We start from the raw sequence: 18,397 nt of genomic DNA, 5'->3' as shown, positions 1-18,397 counted from the left end.
ACGAATAACAATCAGTCGTGCTTGCTTTTTTCTCGGGCCGGTGTGATGCTGGTCGCATGGCTGAACTGCAGAGGTTCATCGATGACTTGTGCGCCGAGAGCGATTCGCTGGACGCCCTGGTCGCCGACCTCCCCGACTCCCGCTGGGCCGACCCGACACCGGCCGAGGGCTGGACCATCGCCCACCAGATCGGACATCTGCTCTGGACCGACGAGGCCGCCCTGCTCGCGATCACCGACCCCGACGGTTTCACCGAGCAACTGACGGTGGCCGCCTCGAACCCCGGCGGCTTCGTCGACGCCGGCGCCGCGGAGCACGCCCGCAGGGAACCCGCGGAACTGCTCGCGGCGTGGCGCTCGGCCCGCAACAGACTCGCGGACGCACTCCTCGCGGTACCGCCAAGGCAGAAGATCCTCTGGTACGGGCCGCCGATGAAGGCGGCGTCGATGGCCACCGCCCGGCTGATGGAGACGTGGGCGCACGGCCAGGACGTCGCCGACGCGCTGTCGGTGCCCCGCAAACCCACCGATCGGTTGAAGAGCATCGCCCACCTGGGGGTCCGCACCCGCGACTTCGCCTACGCCGTCAACGAACTCGCGCCCCCGACCGAAGAATTCCGGGTTGAACTCATCGCCCCCGACGGCGTATCCGTCTGGACGTGGGGTCCCGAGGACGCCGCACAGAAGGTCACCGGCCCCGCCGAGGACTTCTGCCTCCTCGTCACCCAGCGCGCGAACCGTGCCGACCTCGCCCTCGAGGCCACCGGCGCGGACGCGAACGCGTGGCTGAACATCGCGCAGGCCTTCGCGGGCCCTGCGGGCGGCGGCCGTGAGGCGGGAACCCGATGACCGTGCGGATCGGCAACTGTTCGGGCTTCTATGGCGACCGGCTGTCGGCGATGCGCGAAATGCTCGACGGCGGCGAACTCGACTACCTGACCGGCGACTACCTCGCCGAACTCACCATGCTGATCCTCGGCCGCGACCGCATGAAGGATCCGAACCGCGGCTACGCCAAGACGTTCCTCCGTCAGGCGGAGGACTGCCTCGGGCTCGCCCTGGACCGCGGTGTCCGCATCGTCGCGAACGCGGGCGGTCTCAACCCGGCCGGTCTCGCGGACGCGTTGCGGGAGGTGAACGACAAGTTGGGGCTGTCGGCGACGATCGCCCACGTCGAGGGCGACGACCTGATCGGCCGGGCCGCCGAACTGGGGCTGGGCAGTCCGCTGACCGCGAACGCCTACCTCGGGGCGTGGGGCATCGTCGAATGTCTGAACGCCGGAGCCGACGTCGTCGTCACCGGGCGGGTCACCGACGCGTCCGTGATCGTGGGCCCGGCGGCCGCGCACTTCGGCTGGCAGCGAGACGCTTTCGACCAGCTCGCCGGTGCCGTGGTGGCCGGGCACGTCATCGAATGCGGCACCCAGGCGACGGGCGGCAACTACGCGTTCTTCACCGAGATCGACGACCTCGACCGCCCCGGATTCCCGATCGCGGAGATCGACGCGGACGGATCGTCCGTCATCACCAAGCACCCCGGGACCGGGGGCGCGGTGAACGTCGGCACCGTCACCGCGCAATTGCTGTACGAGATCACCGGTGGCCGCTACGCCGGTCCCGACGTGACCGCGCGGATCGACTCGGCCGCACTGTCGCAGGACGGCCCGGACCGGGTCCGGATCAGCGGCGTCACCGGGGAGGCGCCGCCGCCGCAGCTCAAGGTGTCGCTGAACACGCTCGCGGGCTTCCGCAACGAGGCCGTGTTCGTGCTGACCGGCCTCGACATCGAGGCCAAGGCGGCGCTGGTGAAGCGGCAGCTCGAAGGCTGGCTGCCCGTCAGGCCTGCCGAACTCGACTGGTCGCTCGCCCGCACCGACCACCCGGACGCCGACACCGAGGAGGCCGCGAGCGCGCTGCTGCGCTGCGTGGTCCGGGACTCCGACGCCAACGCCGTCGGGCGTGGATTCTCCTCCGTCGCAGTCGAAATGGCATTGGCGAGCTACCCCGGTTTCACCCTGACGGCACCGCCCGGGCAGGGTCAGCCCTACGGGGTGTTCACCCCCGGCTACGTGTACGCCAAGGAGGTACCGCACGTCGCGGTGCTGCCGGACGGCACGCGCGTCGACATCGAACCCGCCGCCGACGTCCGGGAACTCGACGACGTCGCCGAGCCGGCGCTGCCGGAACCGCGTGCCGCCGAACCCACGGTCCGGGTGGCGCTCGGGACCGTCGCCGGCGCGCGCAGCGGCGACAAGGGCGGCAACGCGAACGTCGGTGTGTGGGTGCGCACCGACGAGCAGTGGCGGTGGCTGGCCCACGCCCTGACCGTCGACGAGGTGAAGCGGCTCCTCCCGGAGGCCGCCGATCTCACCGTCACGAGGTACATGCTGCCGAAACTGCGGGCCGTCAACTTCGTGATCGAGGGCATCCTCGGGCAGGGCGTCGCGTCCCAGGCCCGATTCGACCCGCAGGCCAAGGGGCTCGGCGAATGGCTGAGATCCCGGCACCTCGACATACCGGCTTCACTCCTCCCCGAAGGGACACCGTTGTGAGCGTGTGGGATACACCCGAACGGCAGGAACTGCGCAAGACGGTGCGCAGCTTCGTCGAACGACAGATACTGCCCAACCTGGACGAGTGGGAGCGCGACGGCGAACTGCCCCGCACGCTGCACCGTGAGGCCGCCGAACTCGGTCTCCTCGGTGCGGGTTTCCCCGAATCCGTCGGCGGCGAGGGCGGAGACCTCGTCGACGCGGTGCTGATCTGCGAGGAATTCCACCAGGCCGGTGCGTCGGGCGGCGTGTTCGCCTCCCTGTTCACCTCGGGCATCGCCCTGCCGCACCTCGCCGCGGCCGGTGACCCCGAGCAGATCGAGAAGTGGGTCCGCCCCACCCTGCGCGGCGAGCTCATCGGCTCGCTCGCCATCACCGAACCCGGCGGCGGTTCCGACGTCGGCCACCTGCGGACCACCGCGGTCCGCGACGGCGACCACTTCGTCGTCAACGGGTCCAAGACGTTCATCACGTCCGCCGTCCGCGCCGACTTCGTGGTCACCGCCGTCCGCACCGGAGGTCCCGGGGCATCCGGGGTCTCCCTCCTCGTGATCGAGAAGGGCACACCGGGATTCGAGGTGGCCCGCAAACTCGACAAGATGGGCTGGCGGGCGTCCGATACCGCCGAGCTGTCGTTCGTCGACGCACGCGTGCCGGTGGCCAACCTGGTCGGCGAGGAGAACAGCGGATTCGCACAGATCGCCCAGGCGTTCCTCACCGAGCGCATCGCCCTCGCCGCGCAGGCGTATTCGAGCGCGCAGCGGTGCCTCGACCTGACCTTGCAGTGGGTGCGCGACCGCGAGACGTTCGGCCGCCCGCTGATCAGCAGGCAGTCGGTGCAGAACACGGTCACCGACATGGCACGCCGAACGGACGTGGCCCGCGTCTACACCAGGGCACTGGTGGAACGGTCGCTCGTCTCGAACGAGGACTTCATCGCGGAGGTCTGCTTCGCGAAGAACACCGCGGTCGAGGCCGGCGAGTGGGTGGCCAACCAGGCCGTTCAACTGTTCGGCGGACTCGGCTACATGCGGGAATGCGAAGTGGAACGGCAGTACCGCGACATGCGCATCCTCGGAATCGGTGGCGGGACCACCGAGATCCTGACGGGGCTCGCGGCCAAGCGATTGGGGTATCAGTCATGACCACGTTGAAATCCGGCCTGGACACCGGCTCGGAAGAGTATGCCGCCGCGGCGAAGGCCATGACGGAGAAGCTCGCCGAAATCGACACCGAGCACGCCAAGGCCCTCGCGGGCGGCGGCGAGAAGTACACCGAGCGGCACAAGAAACGCGGCAAGCTCCTCGCCCGCGAACGCATCGAACTGCTCCTCGATCAGGATTCGCCGTTCCTGGAACTGTGCCCGCTCGCGGCGTGGGGCAGCGATTTCCCGGTCGGCGCCAGCACCGTCGTGGGTATCGGGGTGGTCGAGGGCGTCGAGTGCCTGATCGTCGCCAACGATCCGACGGTGCGGGGCGGCACCAGCAATCCGTGGACACTGCGGAAGGGGTTCCGTGCCAACGACGTCGCCCGGCAGAACCGGCTTCCCGTCATCTCCCTCGTCGAATCCGGCGGCGCGGACCTTCCGACGCAGAAGGAGGTGTTCATTCCCGGCGGCCGCATGTTCCGCGACCTCACCCAGCTCTCCGCCGCGGGCATCCCGACCATCGCCCTCGTCTTCGGCAACTCGACGGCGGGCGGCGCCTACATCCCGGGCATGTCCGATCACGTCGTCATGATCAAGGAACGGTCCAAGGTGTTCCTCGCCGGACCGCCGCTGGTCAAGATGGCCACCGGTGAGGAGTCCGACGACGAGACCCTCGGCGGCGCCGAGATGCATGCCCGCAAGTCCGGTCTCGCCGACTACTTCGCCGTCGACGAGCAGGACGCCATCCGGATCGGGCGCAGCATCGTCAAGCGCCTGAACTGGAAGAAGCAGGGGCCGGCGCCCCGGGCCGATGTCATCGAACCGCTCGAGGACCCCGAGGAACTGCTCGGCATCGTTCCCGCCGATCTCAAGATCCCGTTCGATCCCCGCGAGGTCATCGCCCGCATCGTCGACGGCTCCGATTTCGACGAGTTCAAGCCGATGTACGGTTCGTCGCTCGTCACCGGCTGGGCCGAGCTGCACGGATATCCCGTCGGTATCCTCGCCAACGCACGTGGCGTGCTGTTCAGCGAGGAATCGCAGAAGGCCACCCAGTTCATCCAGCTCGCCAACCGCTCGAACACCCCACTGTTGTTCCTGCACAACACGACCGGATACATGGTGGGCAAGGAGTACGAGGAGGGCGGGATGATCAAGCACGGATCGATGATGATCAATGCCGTCTCCAACTCCACCGTCCCGCACATCTCGATCCTGCTCGGCGCGTCCTACGGCGCCGGCCACTACGGCATGTGCGGGCGGGCGTTCGATCCGCGCTTCCTCTTCGCCTGGCCCAGTTCCAAATCCGCCGTCATGGGCGGGGCGCAGCTGGCCGGCGTCATCTCCATCGTCAGCCGCGCCTCCGCCGAGGCCCGCGGGCAGGCCTTCGACGAAGAGGCCGACGCCGGCATGCGCGCGATGATCGAGAACCAGATCGAGGCGGAATCGGTGCCGATGTTCCTGTCCGGTCGCCTCTACGACGACGGCGTGATCGACCCGCGCGACACCCGAACCGTGGTGGGAATGTGCCTGTCGGCCATTGCCAACGCCCCGATCGAAGGCGCCGCGAACTTCGGCGTCTTCCGGATGTGAGGCCCTACATGATCCAGTCCGTACTGGTCGCCAACCGCGGTGAGATCGCCCGCCGCGTCTTCGCCACCTGCCGCCGAGCAGGCGTCGGCACCGTCGCCGTATTCTCGGACGCCGACGCCCGCAGCCCGCACGTCGGCGAGGCCGACGCCGCGGTCCGGCTGCCGGGCAACAGTCCCGGCGACACCTACCTGCGCGGCGACCTCGTCGTCGAGGCGGCGCTGCTCGCCGGTGCCGACGCGATCCACCCCGGCTACGGGTTCCTCTCCGAGAATGCGGCTTTCGCGCGCGCCGTTCACGACGCGGGACTGACGTGGATCGGGCCGCCCGCGCCCGCCATCGAGATGATGGGTTCCAAGGTCGAGTCCAAGAAGATGATGGCCGCCGCCGGGGTTCCGGTGCTCGCGGAACTCGACCCGGACTCCGTCACCGAAGCCGATCTGCCGGTGCTCGTCAAGGCCTCCGCGGGCGGCGGCGGACGCGGCATGCGCGTCGTGCGGACCCTCGCGGACCTGCCCGGTCAGCTGGAAGGCGCCCGCCGCGAAGCGCAATCGGCATTCGGCGACCCGACCGTGTTCTGCGAGCGGTACCTGGAGACGGGCAGGCACATCGAGGTCCAGGTGATGGCCGACCGGCACGGAACCGTGTGGGCGGTGGGTGAGCGGGAATGCTCCATCCAGCGTCGGCACCAGAAGGTGGTGGAGGAGGCGCCGTCACCGTTGGCCGAGGCCGTCCCCGGGATGCGTGAGCGGCTGTTCGAGGCGGCCCGGCTCGCGGCGAAGGCCATCGACTACGAGGGCGCGGGCACCGTCGAGTTCCTGGCCGACCATGCGGGTGACTTCTACTTCCTGGAGATGAACACCCGCCTGCAGGTCGAGCATCCCGTCACCGAATGCACCACCGGCCTCGATCTCGTGGACCTGCAGCTGCAGGTCGCGAACGGGCTGGCGCTGGACGCCACACCGCCTGCGGTGTCCGGCCACTCCATCGAGGTCCGGTTGTACGCGGAGGATCCCGCGCAGAACTGGCAGCCGCAGAGTGGGCCGGTCCACCACCTCGAATTGCCGGGCAGTGCGGTCGAATTCGAGGTTCTCCGCTCCCCGGGGATCCGGCTGGACTCCGGGGTGGTCGACGGATCGGCCGTCGGCGTCCACTACGACCCGATGCTGGCGAAGGTCATCTCGTTCGCGCCGACCCGCACGCAGGCCGCGGCCGGGCTGGCCGCCGCGTTGAGCCGTGCACAGATCCACGGACTGCGCACCAACCGCGACCTCCTCGTCAACGTCCTCCGTCACCCGGCATTTCTGGCGGGAGACACGGACACCGCCTTCTTCGACACCCACGGGCTGGACGTGCTGGCGCAGCCCCTGGCCTCGGCGGAGACCGAGCGACTGTCGGCGCTGGCCGCCGCGGTCGCCGACGCCGCGCACAACCGCGACGTCGCGACGGTGAACAGGTCGCTGCCCAGCGGATGGCGGAACCTGGCGTCCGCGCCGCAGACCAGAACGTTCACGGGCACGGGTGGCGACATCGAGATCCGGTACCTGCACACCCGGTACGGGCTCACAGCCGAGCGTTTCGACGACGTCTCGCTCGTGTCGGCCACGGCGCGGCACGTCATCCTGGACGTCGCGGGGCTGCGCCGCTCGTTCGCGGTGTCCCGGTACGGGGACGACGTGTTCGTCGACTCCGCCCTGGGCCCGGTGAGCCTGCACGCGGCACCGCGATTCACCGATCCGAGTGCCGTCGTCGCCGAGGGGTCGCTGCTCGCGCCGATGCCCGGATCCGTGATCCGCGTCGGCGCCGAGGCCGGCGATTCCGTGATCGCCGGTCAGCCGATCGTCTGGCTCGAGGCGATGAAGATGGAACACACGATCAAGGCACCGGCATCCGGTGTCCTCACCGAACTTTCCGTGACCGCCGGTCAGCAGGTCGACGTGGGAACGGTCCTGGCAGTGGTCGAAGCAGCGCAGGCAGAAGGAGAATCATGAGCTTCATCGAAACCGAAGAACAGAAGGAACTCCGCGCCTCCGTGTCGAGGCTCGGAGAGCGCTTCAACTACGTCGACTACGTGCTGCCCCGGGCGCGGCGCGGCGAACCGCTCACCGAATTGTGGAACGAGGCAGGCAAACTCGGCTTCCTCGGCGTCAACCTTCCCGAGGAATTCGGGGGTGGGGGCGCGGGCATCTACGAACTGGCCCTCGTCCAGGAAGAACTCGCCGCCCACGGCGCCGGCCTTCTGCTGGTGGTCGTGTCCCCGGCCATCTGCGGCACGATCATCGGCAAGTACGGCACCGAGGAACAGAAGCAGACGTGGCTGCCCGGCCTCGCCGACGGATCGAAGATCATGGCGTTCGGGATCACCGAGGCCGACGCGGGTTCGAACTCGCACCAGATCACGACCACCGCTCGTCGGGTCCGGTCGAGCGAAGCGAGGGGTAATGGTCAAGCCGAGGACTGGCTGCTGACGGGGAACAAGATCTACATCTCCGGGGTCGACCAGTCCGACGCCGTCCTGATCGTCGCGCGGACCGAGGACTCGAAGACCGGCAAGCTGAAGCCGGCGCTGTTCATCGTCCCGACCGACGCGGAGAACTTCGTGAAGACGCCGATGGAGATGGACATCGTCGAGCCCGACCACCAGTTCATGCTGTTCCTCGACGACGTCCGGCTGCCCGCCGACGCACTCGTCGGCGAGGCCGACGCGGCGCTGATGCAGCTGTTCGCGGGTCTGAATCCCGAACGCATCCTCGGCGCCGCGATGGCGATCGGCATGGGCCGCTACGCGCTGGACGCCGCGGTGCGGTTCGCGAAGGAGCGCACGGTGTGGAAGGAGCCGATCGGAGCGCACCAGGGGATCTCGCATCCGCTCGCACAGATCAAGATCGAACTCGAACTCGCCAAGCTGATGATGCAGAAGGCGGCCGTCCTCTACGACAGCGGCGACGACTTCGGCGCCGCCGAGGCCGCCAACATGGCCAAGTACGCCGCCGCCGAGGCCAGCATCAAGGCACTCGACCAGGCCGTGCAGACGCACGGTGGCGCAGGCCTGACCAAGGAATACGGTCTCGCGGCGATGCTCGGTGCGGCGCGCATCGCCCGCGTCGCGCCGGTGAGCCGGGAAATGGTCCTCAATTTCGTGTCCCAGCATTCGCTCGGGTTGCCGAAGTCGTACTGATGTCGAACGGACAGCACATGACCGACGTGGAAGCCGACCGGTACGTCCGGTACGAGGTGGACCGGGGGTTCGCCACACTCACCCTCAACTCGCCGCACAACAGGAACGCGATCTCCGGCAGGCTCGTGGGCGAACTGCTGCAGGGATTGCGGGACGCCGCCGCGGACAACGACGTCCGCGGCGTCGTCCTCACCCACACGGGCGGCACGTTCTGCGCCGGGGCCGATCTGAGCGAGACGTCCGGCGACGTCGGCTCGCGGACCCGGCAGATGGCCGACCTGCTGCGGGCCATCGTCGAACTGCCCAAGCCGGTGATCGCCCGGATCGACGGTCACGTCCGAGCCGGGGGCATGGGCCTCGTCGGGGCCTGCGACATCGCCGTCGCCGGCCCGCGCAGCACGTTCGCGCTCACCGAGGTCCGGCTCGGACTCGCCGCGTCGATCATTTCCCTGACAGTGCTGCCCCGCATCGATTCGCGCGCCGCGAGCCGCTACCTCCTCACCGGCGAGAAGTTCGGCGCCCACGAGGCGGAGGCGATCGGACTGATCAGCGAGTCCTCTCAGGATCCCGAGGACACCGTCGCGGAACTGCTCGACCAGTTGCGGCAGGCATCCCCGCAGGGACTGGCCGAGTCGAAGACCCTCACGACGCGCGCTGTTCTCGCCGACTTCGACCGGTACACGGACGAGCTGACCGCCCAATCGGCGAGGCTGTTCGAATCCGAGGAGGCGCGGGAAGGCATGATGGCGTTTCTGCAGAAGCGCCCGCCGAGATGGGCCTCCGGCCCCGTGCGTGGTTGACGAGTCCCAGGACTCGCCGACCACGCACGGGCGCGCCGCGCGACGAGAGGAAGGTGACACATGACCCGCGAACCGAAGCAGGACCGTAGCCGGGTCACGCGCAGGCACCTCCTCGAGGTCACCATCGACTGCCTCGCCGAACTCGGCTGGGGTGCCACTACGGTCAGCCTCGTCGCCCAGCGCGCCGGAGTGTCCCGCGGCGCCACCCAGCACCATTTCCCCACCCGCGAAGACCTCATCACCGCCGCGCTCGAGGTCATGTTCGACGCCCGGATGGAGCAGGCCCGGCGCGAGGCCACCGACCTGCCGAGCGGGGAGGGACGCACCGAAGCGGTGGTGTCGCGGCTCGTCGACTACTACACGGGAACCCTCTTCAAGGCGGCACTGCAGGTGTGGACGGCCGCCGCCGCGGACCCTGAACTCCGTGCCCGGATCGTGCCGCTCGAGGAACGGTTCGGCAGGATCGCGCACCGCACCGCGGTCGAACATTTCGGGTTCGACGACACCGACCCGGTGGCGCACCGACTGGTCCAGGCCACCCTGGACCTCGCGCGGGGACTCGGCCTGGCGGACGTGCTCACGGACGACTCCAAACGACGGGCGGACATCGTGCGGCAGTGGGCGGCGCAGTTGGACGCGGCCGTCCGCGACTGACCGGGCAAAGAACGCGAGGATCGGTAGAGTCACCGACCATGGGCCGGATATGGGGAGCGCTCGTCCTGATCACCGTCGCGGCCGGTCTGGCCGGCTGTGGGGGAAATGGCGACGATTCCGGGACCGATCCGGCCGCGCAGGCACCCCAGCAGGTGACGGATCCGGGCCCGTTCTTCGGGCAGTGCGGCTCGGTCACCGACGACGAGGTGGCGAAGGCGTTCGGGATGCCTCCCTTCACCGGGGTGACGCGCAATTCCGTCGGCTGCGAATGGGAGACCGCGGGAATCGGCGGTCCCAGCGTGACGTTCTCCTGGTACCGCGGCAGTCCCATCGGCCGGGAGCGTGCGGGCTCGGAACTGATCGGTCGTCCGGCCACCGACATCGACGTCCAGGGACACCCCGGATTCATGGCGTCGTCCCAGGGAATTCTGTGTGAACTCGGTGTGGAATTCGGGGGCGACTTCGTGCACTGGTCGGTGATGTACGCCGATGCGCAACCCGCCGCGGACCCGTGCACGGTGGCGCGGAGTCTCGCCGAACTCAACGTGTCGAGGGCCAAGTGAGCGGGGGAGCGATGAGCGGTGGAACATGGCGTGCCGCGCGCGTGCTGATCGCGGCCACCGCGGTCGGGCTGATCGCGGGATGCGGGTCGTCGATCGAGGGCTCACCGAAAGCGGAGGGGGCGTCGTCGTCCGGCGACACCGAAAAGTTCACGGCCCTGCTCGAGGAGTGCAACGCGGTCACGGACGAACAGATCGTCCAGACCGTCGGTGCCGACGCCATCCAGCGGGGATTCTTCGGCGCGATCTGCCGCTGGGACGCCGTCGGTGCGAGCGGCCCGGTGAAGGTGACGTTCAACTGGTTCGAGACGGGCTCACTCGACACGGAGAAGTCGACCGGCGAGAAGCTGGGCTACACCGTGGAGTCGTCGACCATCCAGGGTCGCAGGGCCGTCGTGATGCGGCCTCCGGACGATCCGGGGGCGTGCGGCGTGACGGTCGGATCGCCCTCCGCGGGCGTCGTCGGCTGGTGGGTACAGTTCACGGCGGGGGCGGCAGATCCCTGCAAAGCGGCGTCGACGCTTGCGGATCTGACGCTCAATCTGAGTAGTTGATGTGCCCGTGCCCGTACCGACAGCTCCACGTAGTACCCCACAGTGCAGGTCAGCCCTTACCATTGCCAGCCCACTTTGACCTTCCGGCGCGCCGCCGGGTATCGTTGTGGGTCGTGTCCGGCATGCCCGGGCCGATCTGTGTGCCTAGCGAGGTATTGCCGTGCGCGCGTTCGTGCAGATTTCTGCATGGAACGAGCATCCGGCTGCCTGTGTGGGGGTATGCGACACACCCGACCTCGGGTGCAGCTCGAGGAGCGGGTGAGGGGCAGCAGCTCTCTTGCCCCAACTGCTAGATCCCTAATTTCAGAACAGCCAAGGTTGCTTGTCCAGAGCAGTCTGTTCAACACGAAGAAAGCCGGTAAATGCCAACCATCAACCAGCTGGTCCGCAAGGGCCGCCGCGACAAGACCGCGAAGGTCAAGACGGCAGCCCTCAAGGGCAGCCCGCAGCGCCGTGGCGTGTGCACCCGCGTGTACACCACCACCCCGAAGAAGCCGAACTCGGCGCTCCGTAAGGTCGCGCGTGTGCGCTTGACCAGCTCCGTCGAGGTCACCGCTTACATCCCGGGTGAGGGCCACAACCTGCAGGAGCACTCGATGGTGCTCGTTCGCGGTGGTCGTGTGAAGGACCTCCCGGGTGTGCGCTACAAGATCATCCGCGGCTCCCTCGACACCCAGGGTGTCAAGGGTCGCAAGCAGGCCCGCAGCCGCTACGGCGCCAAGAAGGAGAAGAGCTAATGCCACGTAAGGGCCCCGCTCCGAAGCGTCCGCTCATCAACGACCCGGTCTACGGTTCGCCCCTGGTGACGCAGCTCGTCAACAAGATCCTGCTGGACGGCAAGAAGTCCACCGCCGAGCGCATCGTCTACGAAGCGCTCGAGCAGGCGCGCGAGAAGACCGGCACCGATCCGGTCGTCACCCTCAAGCGCGCACTGGACAACGTCAAGCCTGCCCTCGAGGTCCGCAGCCGCCGTGTCGGTGGCGCCACCTACCAGGTGCCGGTCGAGGTCCGTCCGGGCCGTTCCACCACCCTCGCGCTGCGCTGGCTGGTGACCTTCTCCCGGCAGCGCCGTGAGAAGACGATGGTCGAGCGTCTCGCCAACGAGCTCCTCGACGCCAGCAACGGCCTCGGCGCCGCTGTGAAGCGTCGTGAGGACACTCACAAGATGGCCGAAGCCAACAAGGCATTCGCCCACTACCGCTGGTGACGTCACGTCGGAGCAGTCACCTACCGTGACTGCTCCGGCGTCGTCGCACGTCGGGCCCCTACCGGGGACCGGCTGATCTACAACTCGAGACAATGGCCCCGCTGGTGGAACACCGGGGAGGCCGTCACCCGATACACGAGCTACGAGCGGGGAAGAATCCTGTGGCACAGGAAGTGCTGACCGACCTGAACAAGGTCCGCAACATCGGCATCATGGCGCACATCGATGCCGGCAAGACCACGACCACCGAGCGCATCCTGTTCTACACCGGTGTCAACTACAAGATCGGTGAGACGCACGACGGTGCGTCGACGACGGACTGGATGGAGCAGGAGAAGGAACGCGGCATCACGATCACCTCTGCCGCGGTGACCTGCTTCTGGAACAACAACCAGATCAACATCATCGACACGCCGGGCCACGTCGACTTCACCGTCGAGGTGGAGCGTTCGCTCCGCGTGCTCGACGGCGCCGTTGCCGTGTTCGACGGCAAGGAGGGCGTCGAGCCCCAGTCGGAGCAGGTGTGGCGTCAGGCCGCCAAGTACGACGTTCCGCGCATCTGTTTCGTCAACAAGATGGACAAGATGGGCGCGGACTTCTACTTCACGGTCCAGACCATCATCGACCGCCTCGGCGCGAAGCCGCTCGTCCTGCAGCTGCCCATCGGCGCCGAGGACGACTTCGACGGCGTCGTCGACCTGGTCGAGATGAAGGCTGTCACCTGGCGTGGCACGGTCGCCATCGGCGCCGAGCCCACCATCGAGGAGATCCCCGCTGATCTCGCCGACAAGGCTGCCGAGTACCGCGAGAAGCTGCTCGAGACGGTCGCCGAGTCCGACGAGAAGCTCATGGAGAAGTACTTCGCCGGCGAGGAACTCTCCGTCGAGGAGATCAAGGGCGCCATCCGCAAGATGACGGTCAACTCCGAGCTGTACCCGGTGCTGTGTGGCTCCGCGTTCAAGAACAAGGGCGTTCAGCCCATGCTCGACGCGGTCATCGACTACCTGCCGAACCCGCTGGACATCGGCGAGGTCCAGGGTCACGCCCTCGGCAACGAAGAAGAAGTTCTCACGCGTAAGCCGAGCAAGGAAGAGCCGTTCTCGGCTCTCGCCTTCAAGATCGCGTCGCACCCCTTCTTCGGCAAGCTGACGTTCGTCCGCGTGTACTCCGGCCGGATCGATCCGGGCGCCCAGGTCATGAACGCGACCAAGGGCAAGAAGGAGCGCATCGGAAAGCTCTTCCAGATGCACGCCAACAAGGAGAACCCGGTCGACGAGGCCGTGGCCGGCCACATCTACGCGATGATCGGTCTGAAGGACACCACGACCGGTGACACCCTGTGTGCACAGGACGCCCCGATCGTGCTCGAGTCCATGAGCTTCCCGGACCCGGTCATCCAGGTCTCGATCGAGCCCAAGACCAAGTCCGACCAGGAGAAGCTGGGCACCGCGATCCAGAAGCTCGCCGAAGAGGACCCGACGTTCTCCGTCGAGCTCGACGAGGAGACCGGCCAGACCGTCATCGGCGGCATGGGCGAGCTCCACCTCGACATCCTCGTCGACCGTATGCGCCGCGAGTTCAAGGTCGAGGCCAACGTCGGCAAGCCGCAGGTCGCCTACCGCGAGACCATCACCAAGAAGGTCGAGAAGCACGACTACACCCACAAGAAGCAGACGGGTGGATCGGGCCAGTTCGCCAAGGTGATCATCGCGCTGGAGCCGTTCGTCGGCGAAGACGGTGCCACCTACGAGTTCGAGAACAAGGTCTCCGGCGGTCGCATCCCTCGCGAGTACATCCCGTCCGTGGATGCAGGCGCGCAGGACGCGATGCAGTACGGCGTTCTCGCCGGCTACCCGCTGGTGAACCTGAAGCTGTCGCTGCTCGACGGTGCATACCACGACGTCGACTCGTCGGAAATGGCCTTCAAGGTTGCCGGTTCGCAGGCGCTGAAGGAAGCCGCCCGCAAGGCCGGCCCGGTCATTCTCGAGCCGCTCATGGCTGTCGAGGTCACGACACCCGAGGAGTACATGGGTGACGTGATCGGCGACCTGAACTCCCGCCGTGGCCAGATCCAGGCCATGGAGGAACGCAGTGGTGCCCGTGTCGTGAAGGCGCTGGTTCCGCTCTCGGAGATGTTTGGTTACATCGGTGATCTGCGGTCGAAGACCCAGGGCCGGGCGAACTTCTCCATGGTGTTCGATTCCTACGCAGAGGTTCCCGCGAACGTCTCGAAGGAAATCATCGCCAAGGCGACCGGCGAGTAACCTCGGTTCCAGCCGGCCGAAGCACGACCCAGTAATAACAACCGCACTGCTGCATACCGCAAGCATCAATCAGTCCAGGAGGACACACAGTGGCGAAGGCGAAGTTCGAGCGGACGAAGCCGCACGTGAACATCGGCACCATCGGTCACGTCGACCACGGCAAGACCACGCTGACCGCGGCCATCACCAAGGTTCTGCACGACGCGTACCCGGATCTCAACGAGGCCTCGGCCTTCGACGAGATCGACAAGGCTCCTGAGGAGAAGGCTCGCGGTATCACGATCAACATCTCGCATGTTGAGTACCAGACCGAGAAGCGCCACTACGCGCACGTCGACGCTCCCGGTCACGCCGACTACATCAAGAACATGATCACCGGTGCGGCGCAGATGGACGGCGCCATCCTCGTGGTCGCGGCCACCGACGGCCCGATGCCCCAGACGCGTGAGCACGTGCTGCTCGCCCGCCAGGTCGGCGTGCCGTACATCCTCGTCGCCCTGAACAAGGCCGACATGGTGGACGACGACGAGATCATCGAGCTCGTCGAGATGGAGGTCCGTGAGCTCCTCGCTGCGCAGGAGTTCGACGAGGAAGCCCCCGTCGTCAAGGTCTCCGCTCTCAAGGCGCTCGAGGGCGACCCGGAGTGGACCAAGAACATCCTCGAGCTCATGGCTGCGGTCGACGAGTCCATCCCGGACCCGGTTCGCGAGACCGAGAAGCCCTTCCTCATGCCCGTCGAGGACGTCTTCACGATCACCGGTCGTGGCACCGTCGTCACCGGTCGTATCGAGCGTGGCGTGATCAACGTCAACGAGGACGTCGAGATCGTCGGCATCAAGGAAACCAAGACCAAGACCACGGTCACGGGTATCGAGATGTTCCGCAAGCTCCTCGACTCGGGCCAGGCGGGCGACAACGTCGGTCTGCTGGTTCGTGGTATCAAGCGCGAAGATGTCGAGCGTGGACAGGTTGTCGTCAAGCCCGGCACCACCACCCCGCACACCGAGTTCGAGGGCCAGGCGTACATCCTGTCCAAGGACGAGGGCGGCCGCCACACGCCGTTCTTCAACAACTACCGTCCGCAGTTCTACTTCCGTACCACGGACGTGACGGGCGTTGTGACGCTGCCCGAGGGCACCGAGATGGTCATGCCCGGTGACAACACCGAGATGTCCGTCAAGCTGATCCAGCCCGTCGCCATGGACGAGGGCCTGCGCTTCGCGATCCGCGAAGGCGGCCGTACGGTCGGCGCCGGCAAGGTCACGAAGATCAACAAGTGATCTAGCTTCACCAACGCCGATGGCGCTCACCCTCCGGGGTGGGCGCCATCGGCGTTTTCGGGGCGGGAACTCAGCTTTCGGCGTGTACCGGGTGGTCGGCGCGGTCGAGGTGGAGCAGGACCTGCGTGGCGACCTCTTGTCCGCCGAGGGTCGATGCGACCCACGAGGCGACGTCCTCGGATTTGCGGGTGAAGTCGTAGATGTCGAGGGTGGCGTCGGCGGTCACCACGATCGAGAGTGTGGGGAGACCGCGTTCGATCACCGCGCGGGCGCGCGTCTGCCGGACGCCGGGGTATTCGGCGAGTTCGCTGGCGACCCCGTTCGCGAGGGAACCGAGATCGACGGTGACGAACGTGCCCGACTCGCGGTCCGGCACGGCGACGGGCGAGGTGCGACGCCGGGTGAGGTCGAGGGCGAGGAGCACGATCCCGAACACCAGTCCCACGAGCACCGTCGCGGCGAGGGCCCAGCCCCACCAGTCCTGGTCGGGGAGTGCGGTGACGCGTGCGCGGTCGTACCGCGAGACCCATTCGCGGACGAGGGGAACCCGTAGGTCCCAGGCGACGGCGTAGGCGCCGAATCCGAGGAGTGCGAGGCCGACGAGAAGGACGATCACGCGGTTGACGGCGGCGGTCCGATGTCTCACGGCTTCACCTGCACTCGGAGTTCGGGGGATCGGCCGAGCAGCGACAGCGTCGGTTCGACGGCCTCGCGGACGGAGATGGCCACGTCGCCTGCGGGTGTCGACTCGGTGCGCACCACGCGGACCGTGACGTGTTTACGGTCGACCGTGGTGTGCGCCGACAGCACCCCGGGCACGGTGTTGGCGTGGCTGCTGGAATTGCGGGCCAGATCGGTGGGGCGGAGCCACACGATCGGGGTGTCACCGACGGCGAGCGGCAGATGGGTACGCGGGCGCGGTTTGAGGGCCGCGACGATGAAGACGATCCCGAGAACGATCGCGCCTACTGCGACGGGGACGATCCAGTCGGACCAGTGCAGCCGGCCGAGCCATTGGAAAGTGTTGCGGATCCACGGTGCGTTGGCGAAGGTGCCGCGCATGATCAGCAGTTCGCGCGCGGCGACGACCGCGAGACCGAGGGCTCCGACGGCAACGAGGATCGCGGCGGGCACCGCGGCCGGAGTGGCCCGCGGCGTGCGTGGACGGACGGGCGCCACCGGGGTGGGCGGCGCGGTCGGATCGCCCTGCTCGGCGAAGAGGCTCTCGGTCGAACTGTCTTCGGGCGCAGCAGATTCCGTTCCGACGACCACGATGTTGAGTTCGATGACCGGCATGCCGGTCATCTCCTCGACCTGACGGTGCACCTGCGCGCGGACCCGGCGGCCCAGGAGGTCGAGGTGGCACGGCCACTGCACCGCGATGTAGAGGTTGATCGCGACGGCGTCCGCCCCCGTGGAGACGTCGGCGCGGGGGAGTTCGCGACCGGTGAGGCGGGACAGCCCGCCCGACTGCTTGACGACGCCGGGCACCTGGAGCGCCGCGGCGACGGCGATCTTCACGACGGCGCGTTCCTTGATCACCAGTTCGCCGCGCAGGGCGGTGTCGTCGAGCAGTGCCTCGTCCTGGGGGCCGGCGGCTGCGGTGGACGGTTCAGCCACGGCCGCGGCTTCGGAGGATGGCACCGAGGTCGAGGTGGCCGTCGCGGTGCGCGCCGACGGCCATGCCCAGTGCGCCGAGGAGGACTGCGAAGACGAACCCGCTGAACCCGCCGAGGATCCCGGCGAGGGCGAGGAGTAATCCGACGATCAGGCCGGTGATTGTGCTGTTCATTGAGCTTGTCCTGTCTCTGTCAGGAGATCTTCGATGATCACGTCGACGGGGACGTCCACCAGCGATTCCACTGCGGCCCGCACTCGGTCGGCGGTGTCGACGACGTTGGCGGGGTAGCGCGCCGCGAGGTGGACGGCGCAGGACGCGGGACCGACGGTCACGCCGGTCACCCGGCGTCCCGGCAGGTAGGTGGCGACTTCACCGAAGGTGCCGCCGTGCATCGCCGCCACTCCGGGGGTCGCGAGCACGGCGGCGACGATGCGTTCGGAGATGTCCTCGGTGTGGTCGCCCGGTGTGAGGGGCCCGGTCACTGCACCCTCGGTTTGCCGTCGAGTTCGGTCACGGCCTCGGATTCGTCGAACAACATGACGTCGAAGACGGTGATGTTCACTTCGGTCACCTCGAGTCCGGTCATGCGCTCGACGGCGGCGATGACGTTCCGGCGGATGCCGACCGCGAGTTCGTGCAGTGCTACGCCGTACTCGGCGACGATGCCGATGTCTATGGCGGCCTGCTTCTCCCCGACCTCGACGGCCACGCCCTGTGCGTGGTTGACGCGGGCACCCGGGATTCGATCCCGGAGGGCGCCGACGGCGCGCGCGGTGCCGCCGCCCACGTCGTACACGCCGTTGATTTCGCGTGTGGCGATTCCCGCGATCTTGGCGACCACGGCGTCCGCGATGATGGTGCGTCCCTCGGAACTGACGAGTTCCGGCGTCGCCCCCGCACCGAACTGCACGCGGCTACGCGCGCCTGAATCGCTGGTCATCGTGGATCCCCTTCGAGTCGCCTGCCTTGCCTTCAACAGTAATGACCACCG

General features: G+C 67.7%; 19 protein-coding genes. 14 read left to right on the top strand and 5 right to left on the bottom strand.

Annotated features, from left to right (window positions below):
- Window positions 1-56 precede the first annotated feature (56 nt).
- The 14 genes from ACFTWF_RS28290 (at window position 57) to tuf (ending at window position 15,785) form a co-directional block, all read left to right on the top strand.
- Window positions 57-848: a TIGR03084 family metal-binding protein gene (locus ACFTWF_RS28290; RefSeq protein WP_378464452.1), complete on the top strand. Its 792-nt coding sequence runs from the start codon at window positions 57-59 to the stop codon at window positions 846-848.
- Window positions 845-2,551, top strand: coding sequence for an acyclic terpene utilization AtuA family protein (locus tag ACFTWF_RS28285; protein ID WP_378464451.1), 1,707 nt, complete (start codon window positions 845-847; stop codon window positions 2,549-2,551). The genes ACFTWF_RS28290 and ACFTWF_RS28285 overlap by 4 nt, the downstream gene beginning before the upstream one ends.
- On the top strand, window positions 2,548-3,696 hold the full coding sequence (locus tag ACFTWF_RS28280; RefSeq protein ID WP_378464450.1) for an acyl-CoA dehydrogenase family protein: 1,149 nt from the start codon (window positions 2,548-2,550) through the stop codon (window positions 3,694-3,696). Before ACFTWF_RS28285 ends, ACFTWF_RS28280 begins: the two co-directional genes overlap by 4 nt.
- Window positions 3,693-5,291 carry an acyl-CoA carboxylase subunit beta gene (locus ACFTWF_RS28275; RefSeq protein ID WP_378464449.1) on the top strand — a complete coding sequence of 533 codons (1,599 nt, stop codon included), beginning with the start codon at window positions 3,693-3,695 and terminating at the stop codon, window positions 5,289-5,291. Before ACFTWF_RS28280 ends, ACFTWF_RS28275 begins: the two co-directional genes overlap by 4 nt.
- Before the next feature lie 8 nt (window positions 5,292-5,299).
- Window positions 5,300-7,279 carry an acetyl/propionyl/methylcrotonyl-CoA carboxylase subunit alpha gene (locus ACFTWF_RS28270; RefSeq protein ID WP_378464448.1) on the top strand — a complete coding sequence of 660 codons (1,980 nt, stop codon included), beginning with the start codon at window positions 5,300-5,302 and terminating at the stop codon, window positions 7,277-7,279.
- On the top strand, window positions 7,276-8,466 hold the full coding sequence (locus ACFTWF_RS28265; RefSeq protein ID WP_378464447.1) for an acyl-CoA dehydrogenase family protein: 1,191 nt from the start codon (window positions 7,276-7,278) through the stop codon (window positions 8,464-8,466). The genes ACFTWF_RS28270 and ACFTWF_RS28265 overlap by 4 nt, the downstream gene beginning before the upstream one ends.
- A complete protein-coding gene (locus ACFTWF_RS28260) occupies window positions 8,466-9,266 on the top strand; it encodes an enoyl-CoA hydratase family protein (protein ID WP_378464446.1) in 801 nt (266 codons plus the stop codon). The genes ACFTWF_RS28265 and ACFTWF_RS28260 overlap by 1 nt, the downstream gene beginning before the upstream one ends.
- Window positions 9,267-9,326: 60 nt before the next feature.
- Window positions 9,327-9,920: a TetR/AcrR family transcriptional regulator gene (locus ACFTWF_RS28255; protein WP_378464445.1), complete on the top strand. Its 594-nt coding sequence runs from the start codon at window positions 9,327-9,329 to the stop codon at window positions 9,918-9,920.
- A gap of 38 nt (window positions 9,921-9,958) precedes the next feature.
- On the top strand, window positions 9,959-10,483 hold the full coding sequence (locus ACFTWF_RS28250) for a DUF3558 domain-containing protein (RefSeq protein WP_185725104.1): 525 nt from the start codon (window positions 9,959-9,961) through the stop codon (window positions 10,481-10,483).
- Window positions 10,484-10,494: 11 nt separating this feature from the next.
- Window positions 10,495-11,034 (top strand): DUF3558 domain-containing protein, encoded by a 540-nt coding sequence (locus ACFTWF_RS28245; protein WP_378464444.1) that lies wholly within the window; start codon window positions 10,495-10,497, stop codon window positions 11,032-11,034.
- 362 nt (window positions 11,035-11,396) lie between these two features.
- Complete coding sequence (gene rpsL / locus ACFTWF_RS28240; RefSeq protein WP_005252198.1) at window positions 11,397-11,771, top strand: 30S ribosomal protein S12; 375 nt, start codon at window positions 11,397-11,399, stop codon at window positions 11,769-11,771.
- Window positions 11,771-12,241, top strand: a complete 471-nt coding sequence (rpsG, locus tag ACFTWF_RS28235; protein WP_005252199.1) for a 30S ribosomal protein S7 — start codon at window positions 11,771-11,773, stop codon at window positions 12,239-12,241. Before rpsL ends, rpsG begins: the two co-directional genes overlap by 1 nt.
- A gap of 161 nt (window positions 12,242-12,402) precedes the next feature.
- Window positions 12,403-14,505: an elongation factor G gene (gene fusA / locus ACFTWF_RS28230; RefSeq protein ID WP_378464443.1), complete on the top strand. Its 2,103-nt coding sequence runs from the start codon at window positions 12,403-12,405 to the stop codon at window positions 14,503-14,505.
- A gap of 89 nt (window positions 14,506-14,594) precedes the next feature.
- Complete coding sequence (tuf, locus tag ACFTWF_RS28225) at window positions 14,595-15,785, top strand: elongation factor Tu (protein ID WP_185725102.1); 1,191 nt, start codon at window positions 14,595-14,597, stop codon at window positions 15,783-15,785.
- Between the two features lie 70 nt (window positions 15,786-15,855).
- Here tuf and ACFTWF_RS28220 read toward each other — a convergent pair whose 3' ends face one another.
- From ACFTWF_RS28220 to ACFTWF_RS28200, 5 genes are read right to left on the bottom strand one after another with little or no spacing between them, the layout of a single operon-like run.
- A complete protein-coding gene (locus ACFTWF_RS28220; protein ID WP_378464442.1) occupies window positions 15,856-16,431 on the bottom strand; it encodes a hypothetical protein in 576 nt (191 codons plus the stop codon).
- Window positions 16,428-17,405, bottom strand: a complete 978-nt coding sequence (locus ACFTWF_RS28215; protein ID WP_378464441.1) for a DUF6286 domain-containing protein — start codon at window positions 17,403-17,405, stop codon at window positions 16,428-16,430. The genes ACFTWF_RS28220 and ACFTWF_RS28215 overlap by 4 nt, the downstream gene beginning before the upstream one ends.
- Window positions 17,398-17,577, bottom strand: a complete 180-nt coding sequence (locus ACFTWF_RS28210) for a DUF2273 domain-containing protein (protein WP_073361035.1) — start codon at window positions 17,575-17,577, stop codon at window positions 17,398-17,400. Before ACFTWF_RS28210 ends, ACFTWF_RS28215 begins: the two co-directional genes overlap by 8 nt.
- Window positions 17,574-17,888: a hypothetical protein gene (locus tag ACFTWF_RS28205; RefSeq protein ID WP_378464440.1), complete on the bottom strand. Its 315-nt coding sequence runs from the start codon at window positions 17,886-17,888 to the stop codon at window positions 17,574-17,576. Before ACFTWF_RS28205 ends, ACFTWF_RS28210 begins: the two co-directional genes overlap by 4 nt.
- Window positions 17,885-18,346: an Asp23/Gls24 family envelope stress response protein gene (locus tag ACFTWF_RS28200; protein WP_073361038.1), complete on the bottom strand. Its 462-nt coding sequence runs from the start codon at window positions 18,344-18,346 to the stop codon at window positions 17,885-17,887. The genes ACFTWF_RS28205 and ACFTWF_RS28200 overlap by 4 nt, the downstream gene beginning before the upstream one ends.
- Window positions 18,347-18,397: the final 51 nt, after the last annotated feature.

Origin of the sequence: Rhodococcus sp. NPDC056960 (genome assembly GCF_042674125.1) — a bacterium.
In the GTDB taxonomy this organism is placed as follows: Bacteria; Actinomycetota; Actinomycetes; order Mycobacteriales; family Mycobacteriaceae; genus Rhodococcus_F.
This window is presented reverse-complemented; position numbering and strand designations above follow the sequence as displayed.